This window comes from Terriglobales bacterium, assembly GCA_035487355.1.
GTDB lineage: Bacteria > Acidobacteriota > Terriglobia > Terriglobales > Acidobacteriaceae > QIAW01.
The window spans coordinates 113,821-129,956 of record DATHMF010000030.1 but is presented as its reverse complement, the minus strand read 5'-3'; the positions used below and the strand labels follow the sequence as shown (position 1 = coordinate 129,956).

The following is a 16,136-nucleotide window of genomic DNA, read 5'->3' as shown; positions in this document are numbered from 1 at the left end:
ATTCTCTTCGACGGCATTGACCTGGAAAAAACCACCGTATCGATGACCATCAACTCGCCGGCCTCCGTGCTGTGGGCCATGTACCTCGCTGTGGCGGAAAAGCAGGGCGCCGACTGGAACAAAATTTCCGGAACCACGCAGAACGACATCCTGAAGGAATACATCGCGCAGAAGGAATATATTTATCCGCCTGCGCCTTCCATGCGTCTGGTGATTGATACCTTTGAGTTCGGCGCGCGCTTTACACCCAAGTTCAACACCATCTCCATCAGTGGATACCACATCCGCGAAGCCGGCTCAACTGCTTTGCAGGAGCTGGCATTTACGATTTACGACGGCGTTGAATACGTCGAGTGGGCGCGCCGCCGCGGACTCGATGTCGATGACTTCGGTCCGCGCCTCAGCTTCTTCTTCAACGCGCACAACGACTTCTTTGAAGAGATTGCCAAGTACCGGGCCGCGCGCAAGATCTGGTACCGGCTGATGAAAGACCGCTTCGACGCAAAGAACCAGCGCACCTGGCTGATGCGCTTCCACACCCAGACTGCCGGCGTCTCGCTGACCGCCCAGCAGCCCATGAACAACATCGCGCGCGTCGCCATTCAGGCCATGGCCGCAGTGCTGGGCGGCACACAATCGTTGCACACCGATGCCTACGACGAAGCCCTGGCACTGCCCACCGCCGAAGCCGCGCGCATTGCGCTGCGTACGCAACAGATCATCGCCTACGAGAGCGGAGCGGCGCAGACGGTAGACCCGCTGGGTGGCTCCTACTTTCTCGAAAAGCTGACCCTCGACATGGAGAAGGGTGCATTCGATTACTTCGACAAGCTCGACGCCATGGGCGGCATGGTGAAGGCCATCGAGCATGGATATCCCCAGAAAGAAATTGCCGAGTCTTCTTACCAATATCAGCGCGCCGTCGAAGCCAAAGAAAAAATCATCGTTGGGGCCAACGACTTCGTCATCGAAGAAAAGCCGCCGCAGATTTTGTACATTGGCGAATCCGTCGCCGAACACCAGACCAAGAAGCTCAAGGCGCTGCGCTCCCGCCGATCAAACGACGACGTGCGCCGCACACTCGACGCCTTGAAGAAAGCCGCCGCGCAACAGCCGCAGACAGCAGGCGCAGGCGAGATCTCTGACGTAAATACAATGCCATACATTTTGGATTGCGTACGCGCCTACGCGACCGTCGGCGAAATCTGCGACGCGCTGCGCGAGGTGTATGGAACCTATGAAGAAGTGAGCGTCACGTAACTCCAAGCGTCGTTGTAAAATAATTGAGATGTCACACGTTTCTGGCACTCCGTTAATACGTTAGCGCGGTGGGTAGCACCAGCCGTGCAGCGGGGCCTTATAAGCCCTGGAAAACGCCAGATTAGCGTGCCGGGAGGGGGCAGCACCCTCACCCACCACCAACCAGAATAATTTCATGCGACGGGCTCTTAACCATCTCAAGAAGTCGGACCCGATTCTTTGCGCCATCATTGATCGAGTCGGCCCCTACCGTATGCAATACCGCGATCCGAGCTTTGAAGCCCTGGTGCGTTCCATCGTCTTCCAGCAGCTCCATGGCAACGCTGCGCGCACGATCTTTGACCGCCTGGTCGCGGCCGCGGGCGGCATCATCACACCTGAATCTATCCTGAAGCTGACCACCGCGCAGATGCGACGGGCGGGCCTCTCGAAGCAAAAGCTCTCTTATATCCGCGACCTGGCCAAGCGCACGCACTCCGGAGAAGTTGATTTTGCCGCGCTGCCTTCTCTCACTGACGAAGAGGTAATTACCACGCTCACCAAGGTCAAGGGCATCGGGGAGTGGACAGCGCACGTCTTCCTGATCTTTGCGCTGCGACGTCCCAATATCCTACCCACCGGCGACTTCGGCGTGCGCACCGCTATCCGCAAAGCCTACCGCAAGCGCAAACTGCCTACGCCAGCCGCTATGGAAAAGCTGGCGAAAAATTGGCATCCCTACTGCTCGGTGGCCGCCTGGTATCTCTGGCGAAGCTTGGATGGGGAAGCCAAGGTTTGACTCGGAACATGAATTTCCAAAACCTTCTCCGCGCCTCCGCGGTTCGTCAAATCTGCTAGTATGAGGTGCAGATTTCATGCCTACAGAGAGAAAAATCCGCGTCCTGGTAGCCAAGCCCGGCCTCGACGGTCACGACCGCGGCGCCAAGGTGATTGCGCGTGCGTTGCGTGACGCCGGCATGGAGGTCATCTACACCGGCTTGCGCCAAACACCGGAGATGATCGCCAGCGCCTCGCTGCAGGAAGATGTGGATGTAATCGGCCTCTCCATCCTCTCCGGCGCTCACAACGCCATCGTTCCCCGCATTATGGATCTGCTCAAACAAAACCACATGGATGATGTGCTGGTGCTGCTGGGCGGCACCATCCCCGAGCAGGACATGGACCTTCTGAAAAAAGCCGGTGTCGCCGGCATCTTTGGCCCCGGCACTCCCATGGACGAAATCGTTCAGTTCATCCGCGCCAACGTAAAACCCCGCGGCGTGGCGGCGTGAAAAAGCACTCAGCAATCATCTTTTTCAAACTATCTGCAATCGTTTAAAACTCTGCTTCCTTTACGAAAATGTCATTCTGAGCGAGGCGTACTTTGCCGAGCGAAGAATCTGACGATACACTTTCCCTCGCAATAGCGGTGGTGCGCATCAGAAGATGAAAATCTATTACGTCTACATTATGGCCAGTCACAAGCGGGTCTTGTACATCGATGTCACCAGCAAACTGGAGCATCGTGTGTGGCAACACAAACATGACGTGTTTCCTGAGGGGTTCAGTGTGCGTTATCGAACTCATAAACTTGTTTATTTCGAGACCTATTCCGACGTCGTCACCGCGATTACACGCGAAAAAGAGCTCAAAGGCTGGATACGATCCAGGAAAGTGGCTCTGATCGACGCGGAAAATCCAAAGTGGAGGGATCTGAGCAAGGACTGGGGTAAGAAGATTGCGCCGCTTCCTGTTTATATTCCCGCCGCCGGTAATGACAGGGATAGAGTTTCGCCAGATCCTTCGCTCGGCAAAGAACGCCGAGCTCAGGATGACACCTCCGATGAACATTTCTTGTTGGAAGAACATAAACACTTTTTCCTGCTTCGTCTGAAATCCGAGGATTCAACCAATCGCCTTACAAAAAGCAAAGTGTTAGCGCTAACCAAGGTGATTTGTAATCTGGACGAAAACCCCAAACCCCTCATCCTCACCGGCAACAAAAACTTTTTCTCCGCCGGTGCTGACCTGCACGAAGTTGCGGCTCTGAGCGGCGCACAAGCTTATGAATTCGCAAAAATGGGACAGGCGCTCATGAATACCGTGGACCAATTTCCTGCTCCAATTTATGCTGCCGTCGAAGGCTATTGCCTTGGCGGTGGGCTCGACCTGGCGCTGGCCTGCGACTGCCGCATCGCCGCTCCTAATGCCGTGTTCGGCCATCGCGGCGCTGCGCTGGGATTGATCACAGGATGGGGCGGCACGCAGCGCCTGCCCCGGCTCATTGGCAAAGGACGCGCACTGCAAATGTTTTGCGCAGCGGAAAAAGTGGATGTCGATGAGGCTCGCAGGATCGGGCTGATTCATGCAATAGCGGAAGATCCAGTCGCGCACTCCATCACCATGGCAACAGAAAGCATGTGCCGCTGACTGTACGCATTGCGAATCCACACACCGCTCATTTATTGTAAAGAGTTTGCACCTGCACAGCCGGAGACGGTTGTGCCTGAGGGTCCTCCATGCCCGAAAGCACAAATACGAAATCTGCTTCTGCGTTGAACCGGCTCGAGTCGCGCATTGATCCTACTTCAACCCGCTTTGAAAAAAACATGCGTGCTATGGCCGAGCTGGTCGCCGCCGTTCACACCGAGCAGGAAAAAATCAGCGAAGGCGGCGGGACAAAAGCCATCGAGTCGCAACATGCTAAAGGACGCCTCACGGCACGTGAACGCATCGACCTTTTGTTAGATGAAGACACGGAATTTTTCGAACTGGGCATCTACGTCGCCCACGGCATGTATGAAGAGTGGGGAGGCGCGCCCGCAGCCGGAACAGTAACCGGCCTGGCGCGCGTACACGGGCGGCTGTTCATGTTGATCGTGAATGATGCCACTGTCAAAGCCGGGGCTTTCTTCCCCATGACGGCAAAGAAGGTCATCCGTGCACAGAACATCGCCATCGAAAACCATATCCCGACGATCTACCTGGTTGATTCTGCCGGCGTCTTTCTGCCGCTGCAGGAAGATGTGTTCCCCGACACCGACGACTTTGGCCGCGTCTTCCGCAATAACGCAGTGATGTCGGCCATGGGCATCCCCCAGGTTGCCGCCATCATGGGCATGTGCGTCGCCGGTGGCGCTTACCTGCCGCTCATGTGCGATCACATATTGATGACCGAAGGCAGCGGGCTTTTTCTGGCTGGTCCGGCGCTGGTGCAGGCCGCCATCGGGCAGAAAGTTTCTGCTGAAGAGTTGGGCGGAGCGAAAATGCATTCAGAGATTAGCGGCACGGTGGATTTCCGCGAACCCGATGACGAATCTTGTATAGCACGCATCCGCTCGCTGGTCGAAAAGATGGGCCACAAACCCACGGCCCCCTTTGACCGAAAAAAAACCGAAGCGCCGCAGTACGCCGCCGAAGAGCTGTACGGCATCTTCGAATCTGACCCGGCAAAGCAATATGACATGAAAGAAGTGATTGCCCGCATCGTAGATGGCAGCCGCTTCGATGAATACAAATCCGACTACGGCAAGACGGTGCTGTGTGGATACGCCCGCATCGGCGGCTTTGCCGTCGGCATCGTCGCCAATCAGAAGCTGCACCAGCAGGCCATCAGCCATGAAGGCGAAAAACACCTCGAGTTCGGAGGTGTGATTTATACCGAGTCAGCAGAAAAAGCCGCGCGCTTCATCATGGATTGCAATCAGAACCTCGTCCCCCTCGTCTTCCTGCACGACGTAAACGGCTTCATGGTGGGACGCGATGCCGAGTGGAGCGGCATTATCCGCGCCGGGGCGAAAATGGTGAACGCGGTCTCTAACTCTGTAGTCCCTAAAATCACGGTGATCATCGGTGGTTCTTTTGGCGCCGGACACTACGCCATGTGCGGCAAAGCCTACGATCCCCGCTTCGTCTTTGCCTGGCCGTCAGCGCGCTATGCGGTTATGAGCGGCGCTTCGGCGGCGGGGACATTAGTAGAAATCAAGATCAAACAACTCGAACGCAGCGGAAAGAAGCTGACTGACGCCGACAAAAAAGAGCTCTATGAATCGGTAAAGAAAACCTATGACGAGCAGAGCGACCCGCGCTACGGCGCCGCACGGTTGTGGGTTGACCGCATTCTCGATCCCATGGAGACGCGCAGTGCGATCATCACAGCGCTGGAAGCCGCGTCTTTAAATCCGGACGTCCCCGAGTTTAAGGTGGGGGTGCTGCAGACATGAGCCTCGGCTTCGGATCTTCAGCAAAACGAAAGCAGCCCATTACGTTGTTCGATGATCCCGCGCGGGATAGTTCTACCAAAAGGGGGTCCGCCCTAGGCGAAGAGCAAAAGCCCTTCGGAGATCTGGGACTTGTGTTTCTCATCGTACTCAGCACACCCACTTTGGCTGTGGCGTTCTCTTATTTTGCAGAGGGAATGCTTTCCTCCCATGCTGTATTCACAGCATGGATGCTGGCTTTGGTGCTTTTGTTGGTGCGCTGGATAGCAGTCATCTGTTTGATCATTCAGTTTGGGTTCACTTTGTTCTCTTTTTACAAGCTGAGAGCGAGTGGAGCACTGTCTCGCTGGGTGATTGTGGCAGGTAATTTAGTAACTATTGCTCTGCTCTGGCCTGCGATTGAAAAACTTCTAAGCTCGTCATAGGCTCCTTTTTGACTATGAATCATTCGACCAAGCTCATCGAATGCCCCCGCGACGCCTGGCAGGGACTGGCCGGGCAGATCCCAACGGGTGTCAAAGTCGAGTATTTACGAAGTCTCGTTGGCGCAGGGTTCAAGCACATTGATGCCGTCTCGTTTGTCTCGCCCAAAGCCGTTCCGCAGATGGCCGACTCCGAAGATGTGCTCAAGCAGCTTGACCCGCCCGACGACGTGGAAATTATCGGCATCGTGGTCAATGAAAAGGGTGCGGAGCGGGCGATTGCTACCGAAGCTGTGCGTACGCTGGGATTTCCTTACTCGCTCTCGCCCACGTTCCTGCAGAAAAACCAGAGCCAGTCGCTGGAAGAAGCCATTGATATCCTGGAGAAAATCAAGCTTCAAGCCGATGAGAATGCGTTGGACATGGTGGTGTATATTTCCATGGCATTCGGCAATCCCTACGGTGATTTGTGGAATGAAGATGAGGTCATCGAGGGCGTGCGCATTCTCTCTGACATGGATATCCGCACCATCTCCCTTGCCGATACGGTGGGCGTGTCTTCAGCCGAGAAGATTGCTTCGATTGTGAAGCCGGTGATGAGCGAATTCGCTGAGCAGGAGATCGGTGTGCACCTGCACAGCCGCCCCGATGTTGCAGCAGAAAAAATCCTAGCTGCCTACGATGCCGGGTGCCGCCGCTTTGACGGCGCTATTGGCGGGCTGGGGGGCTGTCCTTTTGCCCAGGATGAGTTGGTGGGGAATATCCCGACCGAAATTGTTCTGCAAGCGCTGGCGTTGCGCGGCGCACCTGCGCCGGGCATCAAGCTCACGGATTCTCTGATTAAGATGTCGGCCGATATTGGCAAGCAGTATAGCGAGAAAAAAATCGGCTACTGACTGATTGACACGGATATCAGGAATGACTTAGCTCATTGAATCCCTGCTGATCCGTGCAAGAATAATAAAGCTTCTCTCACTACAGGTGTCCTGCGTAGTGGAAATCGGGCAAAATTTTTATGAAATTCAACACGCTGTTGTTCAATGAATCTGCGGGCGTGGCTACGATCACGCTGAACCGTCCCGACAAGCGCAACGCTATCAGCCATGAATTGGTGGATGACCTGCTGCTCGCGCTGGATCACGCTGCCCAACAGGAATCCATACACGTGGTGATCCTGACAGGGGCGGGCAAAGCCTTCTGCTCCGGAATGGACCTTGAAGATCTCAAGGCCCTCGCCACCCGCTCGCAGGCCGAGAACGTAAAAGATTCCGAGACCATCGCGCGGCTCTGCCGCTCCATCTACGAGTTTCCTAAACCCACGATAGCCGCTGTGAACGGCGCCGCGATCGCCGGCGGTTGCGGCATTGCCACACTCTGTGACTTCACACTGGCATCGCATGAAGCCCGCTTTGGCTACACCGAAGTGCGCATCGGTTTTATGCCGGCCATCGTTTCGATTTTCCTGATCCGGCAAATCGGTGAAAAGCATGCCCGCGACCTGCTGTTGACAGGACGCATCCTCAATGCAGATGAAGCCCACCGGCTGGGCCTGGTGAACGACGTCGTGCCGCCTGACCAGGTAATGGCGTTCGCTCTTCAACTCGCCCGCACGCTGATGGAAAACAGCCCAGTCTCGCTGCGCGCTACCAAGAAGCTGCTCAGCGGCTACATGCATGAAGAACTGGAGCGCCAGATCCACGAAGCCATCAGTCATAATGCCTGGATCCGCACGACCGAAGATTTCCGCGAGGGCATTGCCGCGTTTCTGGAAAAGCGCAAACCTGTCTGGAAAGGGAAATGAATTAAACCGCGGAGTCGCTGAGGCGCGGAGGTTTAATTTTCAAGTGTTGGTCTGATACGGCGGAATGCAACGAATATGAACAAGCAAATAGAAAAGTCCATTCTTCTCTGCGTCTCCGCGCCTCCGCGGTTAGAGATCCTATGAGCAAGCCAATTATCGGTGAAGCCCGTCTGCGCGTACGTTATGCCGAAACTGACAAGATGGGCGTGGTTTATCACTCCCATTTCATTATCTGGTTCGAGGTTGGGCGTGTAGAGCTGCTGCGCCAGCTCGGGTTCAACTATCGCGACATGGAAATTGAGGACGATTGCCACATTGCCGTTGTGGATGTCCGCTGCCGCTACAAGCAGCCGGCGCGGTACGATGATGAGATTGTGGTCCGCACCAGCCTGAAGAACATGCGCGAATCGCTGCTGCATTTCGGCTATGAAATTGCGCGGGCGGCTGATCATGCATTGCTGGCGGAAGGCGAGTCCACGCATATTGCCGTGAACAGCAAATTTGAGAAGGTGGGGTTGCCGGAAAAATACAAGGCAGTGTTCGCGGAAATATTGCATCGAAGTTGAGCGCATCTCCCTCGCGGGGGGATGCTATTTGCTTTTCTTTGTGTTCCTTCGTTAACCTTTGTGCCCTTTGTGGTTAGATTTGACTTATGCAAGCCCTTCATATTGACGGAAACTCTCTTTCGCTTCGCGACCTGCGCGAAGCGGTTTATGAAAAACGGCCCGTGCTGCTCGCGCCCGATGCTCGCGCCCTGGTTGAAAAGGCCCGTAGGGTGGTGGATGAACTCGTGGCCAACAACCAACTGGCCTATGCCATCACCACCGGCGTAGGCAAACTCAGCGATGTGCGCATTGCTCCTGAGGAAATTCGTACGCTGCAGATCAACCTGATTCGCTCGCACTGTGTAGGTGTTGGCGAGCCGCTCTCCGAATCAGAAACACGCGCGCTCATACTGCTGCGCGCCAACTCGCTCGCCAAAGGGTACTCCGGCGTGCGGCCAGTAGTGATTGATACTTTGTGCGAGTTGCTCAACCGAGGTGTGCATCCTGTCATCCCTTCGCAGGGCAGCGTAGGGGCCAGTGGTGACCTTGCGCCTCTAGCGCACCTGGCGCTAACTCTAATCGGCGAGGGAGAGGCAAATTTCGAAGGCAAGCGTTTGCCCGGCGCCGAGGCCTTGAAGAAAGCACAGATTACTGCGCTGCGCCTCGAAGCCAAAGAGGCCATCTCACTCATCAACGGTACACAGGCCATGCTGTCGGTTGGCACCTTGGCGCTTTCCGTCGCTTCGATTCTGGTGGATTCCGCCGATGTCATCGGCGCGCTCTCGCTCGATGCGCTCCACGGAACCGATGCTGCTTTCGATGAACGCATCCACAAGGCGCGTCCGCATCCCGGGCAGATTCGCACGGCAGAAAATCTGCGCCGCATGCTGCAAGGCAGCCAGATCCGCGAGTCGCATCGCGCCTGCAGCCGCGTGCAAGATGCTTATTCCCTGCGCTGTATGCCGCAGGTCCACGGCGCGGTGCGCGATGCGCTGACCCACTGCCGCGAGGTCTTTGAGATCGAGATGAACTCGGCCGTGGATAACCCCCTGGTTTTCACCGACAACGGCGCCATCATCTCCGGCGGCAACTTTCATGGTGAACCGCTTGCTTTCGCTCTCGATTTTCTCGCTATCGCGTTGACAGCGCTTGCAGGAATTTCCGAACGGCGGCTGGAGCGGCTGGTGAATCCTGCTCTCAACGAAGGCTTGCCGCCTTTTCTTGCCGCAGAAGCAGGATTGAACTCCGGATTCATGATGGCCCAGGTCACAGCCGCGGCTTTAGTCAGCGAAAACAAAGTATTCGCCCATCCGGCCTCGGTAGATTCGATTACGACTTCAGGAAACAAAGAAGATTATGTTTCTATGGGGATGACCGCAGCCATCAAGCTGAAAAAAATCGTTCAGAATACGACCAACGTACTGGCCATTGAAGCCATGGCCGCCGCGCAAGCGCTGGACTTTCTGGCTCCGCTGAAAACCAGCCCGCGCGGCCAGAAGGCGCATAGCGCTATCCGCAAGGTGTCGCCTTCGGTGGAGAAGGACCGCGTACTGGCAGAAGATTTTGTGCGGGTAGCGGAGGTGGTGACAGCAGGCAAATTGGTGGAAGCTCTGAGAGATTGAATCATCGGATCATTGGGTCATCGGGTCATTGAGTCATTTTGCCATTGAGTAATTGTGTAATTTGTTAATTGCGTAATTGTTTTTCAGACAGGTGATCTCTCGAGGCAAAATTATCAATTACTCGATTACAAAATTACCCAATTCCGCAATGAACCAATGAGTCAATGATTCAATGATTCAATGACCCAATCCCAGTTCCTTAGCAATCCCCTTCATCGCCTTAATACAAAAAGCGATGTGCTCTTCCAGGTCCACACCCAGTTCGGCGGCGCCTTTGGTGATGTCGTCACGGCTGACGCTGCGGGCGAAGGCTTTGTCTTTCATCTTCTTGCGTACCGATTTGGCCTCAACTTCTGCCAGCGACTTGCTCGGTTTCACGAGCGCCGTTGCGGTAATGAATCCTGCCAGCTCGTCGCAGGCGAACAATGCCTTTTCCATGGGAGTAACGCGCGGCACATTGGAGTACTCGGCGTGCGAGAGAATTGCGCGCCGCATCTCTTCCGGATATCCACGCTCCTCCAAGATCTTGCTGCCCACGAACGGATGTTCGGCCGGCGTCGGATACTTTTCATAATCGAAGTCGTGCAGCAGGCCGGTGATGCCGTAAGTTTCCTCATCTGCCGTGGGGTCAGTTCCTTGGTCCCGGAACTTGCGGGCGTAGGCCCGCATGCAGGCTTCGACCGCAAGCATGTGTTTGCGCAAACTTTCTGACTGGGTGTGCTCGCAGAGTAACTCCCAGGCGGCAGTGCGATTGATTTCTGTTTTTTGCCCTGTTTTCTCCATGTTTTCTCCCGTTTTCCCTGGATATTACGCACATGAATTCCGAAATTCTACTGTTTTTACCGCAGAAAAGGGTTGACATCTACGGTAGCTATACCGCAAAGTATGTTATGAAAGTAACACGGCCAGATTTGCAGTTGCGGCCGGTACGTCGTGCCTGCTCTGGCGTCGACGCACAATCCGAATGGCTACAAATCTCGCGCCTGTAGATTCGCGTGAAGTAATCCGCTGTGATCGCTGTCACTTAGTGCAATTTCAAACTCATAACCACCTTTGCAGAAGGTGCCACACCTCGTTGGACCCAGAGGAGCCGGCCCCTATCGAGGTAGTTCCGCCAATGCCCGTGCCTTCTCATGGGAACGGCAATGGACACCCACAATTACAGATTGCATCCGCGATTCGCACGCTGCGGCAGCGCAGTGGATTAAGCCAACGCCAACTGGCGTTGCGTATGCAAGTGCCGCGCACCTATGTTTCCAAGATCGAAAATGAAAAAGCCATGCCTACACTCTCATCGCTCCAGCGTTTGGCCCGGGCGCTGGAGGTGCACATCCCAGACTTGCTGAACGGCGGCAAGCGTACGCAAGAAGATGAGATCCGTGAGCTGCTGGCCGACTCGTTCATTGCCGAGCTGGTCCCTTATGTCTCCAAGCTGAATGCCATGCAATGCTCCAGCATTCTTGCTCAGATCAGGGACATGACCACACGGCCAAGGAGAACTTCTTAGGGATTACACACAGACAATCGGAGTCAACACTTTTCTTGCAATGCCTCCTGGCGCGATTTCTCTGAGTCGCGCCATTTTTTTATGGGCCCGCTGTAAGGCTTACCACAAAGGACACGAAGGCAGGTGAAGGACACGAAGGGAAGAAAGATGAGTTCTTCGATGAAGGCTATCTCACGCGAATCTAAGGCGAGGACGAAGTTGGTTTCGACTATTCAGCAGCCCTCGAATGTGGTACTTTATACCATAAAGGTAACGTGAGTTTGACTGTCGCCATACCGCAAGGACTTGACCGCAAAGAAGCGGAAATCTATAGCAAGCTTGATCTCAAGCGCATTCCTCGCCACATAGCTCTCATCATGGATGGCAACGGTCGCTGGGCCAAAAAGCGCCATATGCCGCGTGTCGCCGGACATCGCGCCGGTGTTACTGCCGTACGTTCCACGGTGGAAACCGCCGCCCGCATTGGCCTGCCGGCTTTGACGCTCTACGCTTTTTCTGCGGAAAACTGGAAGCGCAGGCCGCGCACGGAAACCGGATTCCTTATGGCGCTGTTGCGCCGCTATCTCAAGCAAGAGCTGCCTACGTTGCAGCAAAACAATATCCGGCTGGAGTACATCGGCCGCAAGCACGAGCTGCCCACCGAGGTGCAGGAGCGTATGGGATGGGCACGCGACGCCACTGCCGAAAATACCGGCATGGTCCTGACTCTGGCCCTCAACTACGGCGCCCGCACGGAGTTGGTTGACGCCTTCAACGATATCGTCCACGCCGCCGCGGGCAATGGCGGCATCGGACATCTTAAAATTGATGAGGAGCTGATTAAGCAGCATCTTTATACGCGGAACCTGCCCGACCCCGACCTGGTGGTCCGTACCAGCGGTGAGATGCGGCTGAGTAATTTTCTGCTCTGGCAGTTGGCCTATGCCGAAATCTACGTGACTGAAACTCTGTGGCCCGATTTCCGCGGACGTCACCTGCTTGAGGCCATTGCCGAATACCAGCAACGCGAGCGTCGTTACGGCGGCCTGCTGGAAACAGAGACCAATAATTAGCCATCCGCTCACCGGGCCCGGTAACCCACTTAGGAATTTCGTAACTGCCCGCTCTCTGATACCATCCAGCATGTCTTAACCTGAAATGCACCAGAGCATCATTTCATTCGGATGTAATTTTTTCTGTTGAGGGAATATCTTGAAACGTGTACTTACGGCATTGGTGCTGGTTCCGCTGGTCCTGGGGCTTTTGCTGGTTGCCCCGCATTGGTTGTTTGCGGCGGCTATCGGTGTGGTGGCGGTGCTGGCAGCAGATGAGTTCCTGCTTTTGGCCAAGGGCTACGGCCTTAAACCCTTTCGCAAAGCGATTCTTCTTTTCATTGCCCTGTATTTCGCTGGAATTGCTTTAAAAGATTATTCCGGCAAGATCGCCGGGTTTTCAGATTCCGACGTATTCATGTTCTCAGTTGTGGTCCGGGTTTTTCCTTTGCTTCTTCTCGCCATGGCGATGGCGAGAGAAAACCTGCGCACCTCTTTTCTGAGCGCGGCTTTTTCTTATCTTGCCATTCCCTACATCGCTTTGACGCTCGGAGAACTCGTGAACACGCGCCGTCTCCCGGCCGGGATTGTATGGCTCTTATTTTTTCTGGTTCTAATCTGGTCGGGCGATATTCTGGCCTACTATATTGGCCGCGCCTTCGGACGCCACCCCTTGGCGCCGCGCATCAGCCCTAAGAAAACGTGGGAAGGTACAGTGGCTTCATTCCTGGGCGCCATTGGGATAGGGTTCCTTTTGTTTGAATACATTGATCCCATTACCAACGGTTTGGTCCACTTTATGTTTCAGTTTGAAATTTTGCACCCCCGCACCGTTCTGCAGGAGAGCGTTCACTTGCAAACTCCTGCGCTTTGGCACATTCTTCTGTTCTCGGCGCTGATCAATATCGCCGCGCAGTTAGGCGACCTGGTGGAATCCATGGTGAAGCGGGGCGCCGATGTGAAAGACTCTGGATCACTGCTGCCCGGCCACGGAGGTCTGCTCGACCGCATTGACGCTCTGCTGCTGGCGGCTCCGGTGCTGTGGTACTATGCCTCCAACGTTAAACTGACGAGCTAAAATCTGTATCGGATGAAACGCATTGCCATCTTAGGCTCCACCGGCTCCATTGGACGAAGCACACTCAGCATTGTCGAATCCTACCCGGAGCGATTTTCTGTCGTCAGCATGGCCGCGGGCACAAACCTGGAAGCTGCCTTCGCCGACGCTAAACGCTGGAAACCCAAAATCATCTCCATGGCCAAGGCCGAAGACGCCGCCAGGCTGAAAGCGCAGTTGCAGAGCACCGGATTGGACACAATCCAAGTCGAGCACGGATCCCAGGGGACCGTGCGCGTTGCCACGCATCCTGAAGCCGACTTCGTGGTCAGCGCGATTGTGGGCGTGGCTGGACTCGAAGCTACCTACGAAGCCGTCAAAGCCGGCAAGACTGTAGGCCTAGCCAACAAAGAATGCCTGGTGGCCGCAGGTGAACTGATTACCGCCGAAGCCCGCAAGCAGAATAAACCGCTCCTGCCCATTGATAGCGAGCACAACGCCGTACACCAGTGCATGCGCGGCGGACGCATGGAAGAAGTCGAGCGCGTCTGGCTCACTGCCTCCGGCGGGCCTTTTCTGCACACACCTAAATCAGAGTTTGAGACGATCACCGTCGAGCAGGCCTTGAACCATCCCACGTGGAAGATGGGCAAGCGGATCACCATTGACTCCGCTACTCTCATGAACAAAGGCTTTGAAGTGATTGAGGCCTGCCGTTTGTTTCATATGCCGCCCGAAAAGGTAAAAGTGATTGTGCATCCGCAATCCACGATTCATTCTCTGGTTGAGTTTGTGGATGGCAGCATTTTGGCGCAACTCTCGGTCACAGATATGCGCCTCCCGATTCTCTATGCGCTCACCTGGCCCGAGCGCATCGCCTCGGACCTGCGTTTTCCCGTGCAGGAGCTGAAGCGGCTCGATTTCCATCCGCCAGATATGGAGAAGTTCCCTTGCCTGCGTTTGGCGTATGAAGCAGCCGAAGCCGGCGGGGACAAATCCATTGCCCTCAATGCTGCCGATGAGGTAGCGGTTGCGGCCTTTCTGCAGGGTTCAATTACATTTCTTGACATTCCCAGGGCAATCCAGCAAACATTAGAAGAAACCAGGGACCATCATCCTGAATCTATACTAGAAGTGCTCTCGGTAGACTCACAGGCACGAAACGTGGCAGCTGAAATTGTGGGCCATTTAGGTAAAACTAAAGTAATCTCCCCCTCGGCGGCCCTGACACGATAAAATCGTTAGGAACTTTGATTTTGTATGCTTTCTTACTTACTCACTAACCCTGTCTTCGACGTGATCGTGATGTTGGGGACTTTGGTCTTCATCCATGAGTTCGGCCACTATGCCGCGGCCAAGCTCTTTGGCGTGCGCGTTGAGGTCTTCTCGCTTGGATTTGGCAAGCGTTTATTCGGCTTCCGCTGTGGCGATACCGATTATCGCGTAAGCGTGCTGCCTCTGGGAGGCTACGTGAAAATGTCGGGCGAGAACCCGATGGAGGCCAGCACCGGCGATCCCGGCGAGTTCATGGCGCATCCTCGGTGGCAGCGCTTCTTCATTGCAATTGCCGGGCCAGCGATGAACGTTCTATTCTCCATTGCCGTTCTCACCGGCGTGTACATGGTGCGCTATGAGCATCCATTTTTTCTTGATCAGCCGGCGACCATCCTGAGTGTGCAAGAGAATTCGGTTGCCGCTAAGGCCGGCTTGCAGCCCAATGACCGCATCGTGCGCGTGGATGGCATCAATAACCCGACGTGGGAGAAAGTCCTCGATGAGATGGCCATCAGTGTAGGACAACCATTCCGCTTCGATGTGCAACGCGGAAACCAGGTCCTTCCCAAACAAGTTGTGATTGCCGGCAGTGAAGTTCCGGTTTTCGATCAATTGGGCATCGCGCCCGACCAGCCCTTTAAGGTCACTGAGCTTGAACCAGATAGGCCCGCAATCAGAGCCGGCATCAAGATTGATGACGTGATCGTTGCGGTTGATCATGCTCCTTCTAACTCCTCGCATGACCTGCTCGATCGTCTTCAGCAGGTGAAGGACCAGCCAGTCACAGTGACGGTCAACCGTAATGGCAAACTCATGGATTTCAAGATGACAGCAGAACTCACCGACGACAACGGGCAACAGCGCTACCGCGTTGGTCTGCGTTCCGATCCTATGCATGCCGACCGGCTTCCGTTTTCAGCTGCGTTCGTGAAGTCGCTTGAATGGAATAAGAATGCCTCGTCGCTGATCATTGAAGTTCTGCAGAAATTATTGCGCCGCCAGGTTTCCATCCGCCAAATGTCCGGCCCCATCGGTATTGCGCAGATGTCGGGGAAGGTCGCACATGAGGGCTTTCTGCCGTTCATCGAACTCATGTGTCTCATCAGCCTTAACTTGGGGATTTTTAACCTTCTGCCTATTCCAATTCTGGATGGCGGCCTGATTCTGCTGCTGCTTGTCGAAGGGGTCATGCGGCGCGATATACGACGCGAAGTCAAAGAACGGGTTTACCAGGCTGCTTTTGTGTTTCTGATTATTTTTGCCGCGGTCGTAATTTACAACGACATTACGAAGACCGCCTTGGGTAAACTTCTGCCGCACATGTAGAAACTGTTCGGATTGCACGCGAAACCCCGGGATATCACTTTCGTCTATAAGCCACGGAAACATTGCAGGGCTGCTGCCCTTGCAGCTACAC

At 55.1% G+C, this 16,136-nt stretch carries 16 protein-coding genes; 15 read left to right on the top strand and 1 reads right to left on the bottom strand.

The annotated features are described in order from the left end of the window. The 10 genes from VK738_07330 to hutH form a co-directional block, all read left to right on the top strand. Positions 1-1,260: methylmalonyl-CoA mutase family protein (locus VK738_07330; protein HTD22449.1), on the top strand; the 1,260-nt coding region annotated here is incomplete at its 5' end. A gap of 175 nt (positions 1,261-1,435) precedes the next feature. Next, entirely contained in the window at positions 1,436-2,038 is a 603-nt protein-coding gene (locus VK738_07325) for a DNA-3-methyladenine glycosylase (GenBank protein HTD22448.1), read from the top strand. A 76-nt stretch (positions 2,039-2,114) separates the two neighbouring features. Continuing rightward, complete coding sequence (locus VK738_07320) at positions 2,115-2,531, top strand: cobalamin B12-binding domain-containing protein (GenBank protein HTD22447.1); 417 nt, start codon at positions 2,115-2,117, stop codon at positions 2,529-2,531. Positions 2,532-2,685: 154 nt separating this feature from the next. Further along, positions 2,686-3,669, top strand: coding sequence for an enoyl-CoA hydratase-related protein (locus VK738_07315; GenBank protein HTD22446.1), 984 nt, complete (start codon positions 2,686-2,688; stop codon positions 3,667-3,669). A gap of 89 nt (positions 3,670-3,758) precedes the next feature. After that, entirely contained in the window at positions 3,759-5,462 is a 1,704-nt protein-coding gene (locus tag VK738_07310; protein HTD22445.1) for an acyl-CoA carboxylase subunit beta, read from the top strand. Next, positions 5,459-5,884 (top strand): hypothetical protein, encoded by a 426-nt coding sequence (locus tag VK738_07305; protein ID HTD22444.1) that lies wholly within the window; start codon positions 5,459-5,461, stop codon positions 5,882-5,884. Before VK738_07310 ends, VK738_07305 begins: the two co-directional genes overlap by 4 nt. A gap of 14 nt (positions 5,885-5,898) precedes the next feature. Beyond that, positions 5,899-6,777 carry a hydroxymethylglutaryl-CoA lyase gene (locus VK738_07300; GenBank protein HTD22443.1) on the top strand — a complete coding sequence of 293 codons (879 nt, stop codon included), beginning with the start codon at positions 5,899-5,901 and terminating at the stop codon, positions 6,775-6,777. 119 nt (positions 6,778-6,896) lie between these two features. Beyond that, positions 6,897-7,682 carry an enoyl-CoA hydratase-related protein gene (locus VK738_07295; protein ID HTD22442.1) on the top strand — a complete coding sequence of 262 codons (786 nt, stop codon included), beginning with the start codon at positions 6,897-6,899 and terminating at the stop codon, positions 7,680-7,682. Positions 7,683-7,822: 140 nt separating this feature from the next. After that, complete coding sequence (locus VK738_07290; GenBank protein HTD22441.1) at positions 7,823-8,248, top strand: thioesterase family protein; 426 nt, start codon at positions 7,823-7,825, stop codon at positions 8,246-8,248. A gap of 86 nt (positions 8,249-8,334) precedes the next feature. Next, complete coding sequence (hutH, locus tag VK738_07285) at positions 8,335-9,849, top strand: histidine ammonia-lyase (GenBank protein HTD22440.1); 1,515 nt, start codon at positions 8,335-8,337, stop codon at positions 9,847-9,849. Positions 9,850-10,026: 177 nt separating this feature from the next. On the opposite strand, the gene VK738_07280 is transcribed toward hutH, so the two are convergent. Further along, positions 10,027-10,632, bottom strand: coding sequence for an HD domain-containing protein (locus tag VK738_07280; protein HTD22439.1), 606 nt, complete (start codon positions 10,630-10,632; stop codon positions 10,027-10,029). A 334-nt stretch (positions 10,633-10,966) separates the two neighbouring features. Here VK738_07280 and VK738_07275 point away from each other — a divergent pair, with 334 nt between their 5' ends. The 5 genes from VK738_07275 (at position 10,967) to rseP (ending at position 16,045) form a co-directional block, all read left to right on the top strand. Further along, positions 10,967-11,356 carry a helix-turn-helix transcriptional regulator gene (locus tag VK738_07275; GenBank protein HTD22438.1) on the top strand — a complete coding sequence of 130 codons (390 nt, stop codon included), beginning with the start codon at positions 10,967-10,969 and terminating at the stop codon, positions 11,354-11,356. A gap of 254 nt (positions 11,357-11,610) precedes the next feature. Further along, a complete protein-coding gene (locus VK738_07270; GenBank protein ID HTD22437.1) occupies positions 11,611-12,408 on the top strand; it encodes an isoprenyl transferase in 798 nt (265 codons plus the stop codon). Positions 12,409-12,547: 139 nt separating this feature from the next. Next, complete coding sequence (locus VK738_07265) at positions 12,548-13,465, top strand: phosphatidate cytidylyltransferase (GenBank protein ID HTD22436.1); 918 nt, start codon at positions 12,548-12,550, stop codon at positions 13,463-13,465. A 12-nt stretch (positions 13,466-13,477) separates the two neighbouring features. After that, positions 13,478-14,680, top strand: a complete 1,203-nt coding sequence (locus VK738_07260; GenBank protein ID HTD22435.1) for a 1-deoxy-D-xylulose-5-phosphate reductoisomerase — start codon at positions 13,478-13,480, stop codon at positions 14,678-14,680. 24 nt (positions 14,681-14,704) lie between these two features. Beyond that, positions 14,705-16,045 carry an RIP metalloprotease RseP gene (gene rseP, locus VK738_07255; protein ID HTD22434.1) on the top strand — a complete coding sequence of 447 codons (1,341 nt, stop codon included), beginning with the start codon at positions 14,705-14,707 and terminating at the stop codon, positions 16,043-16,045. Positions 16,046-16,136: the final 91 nt, after the last annotated feature.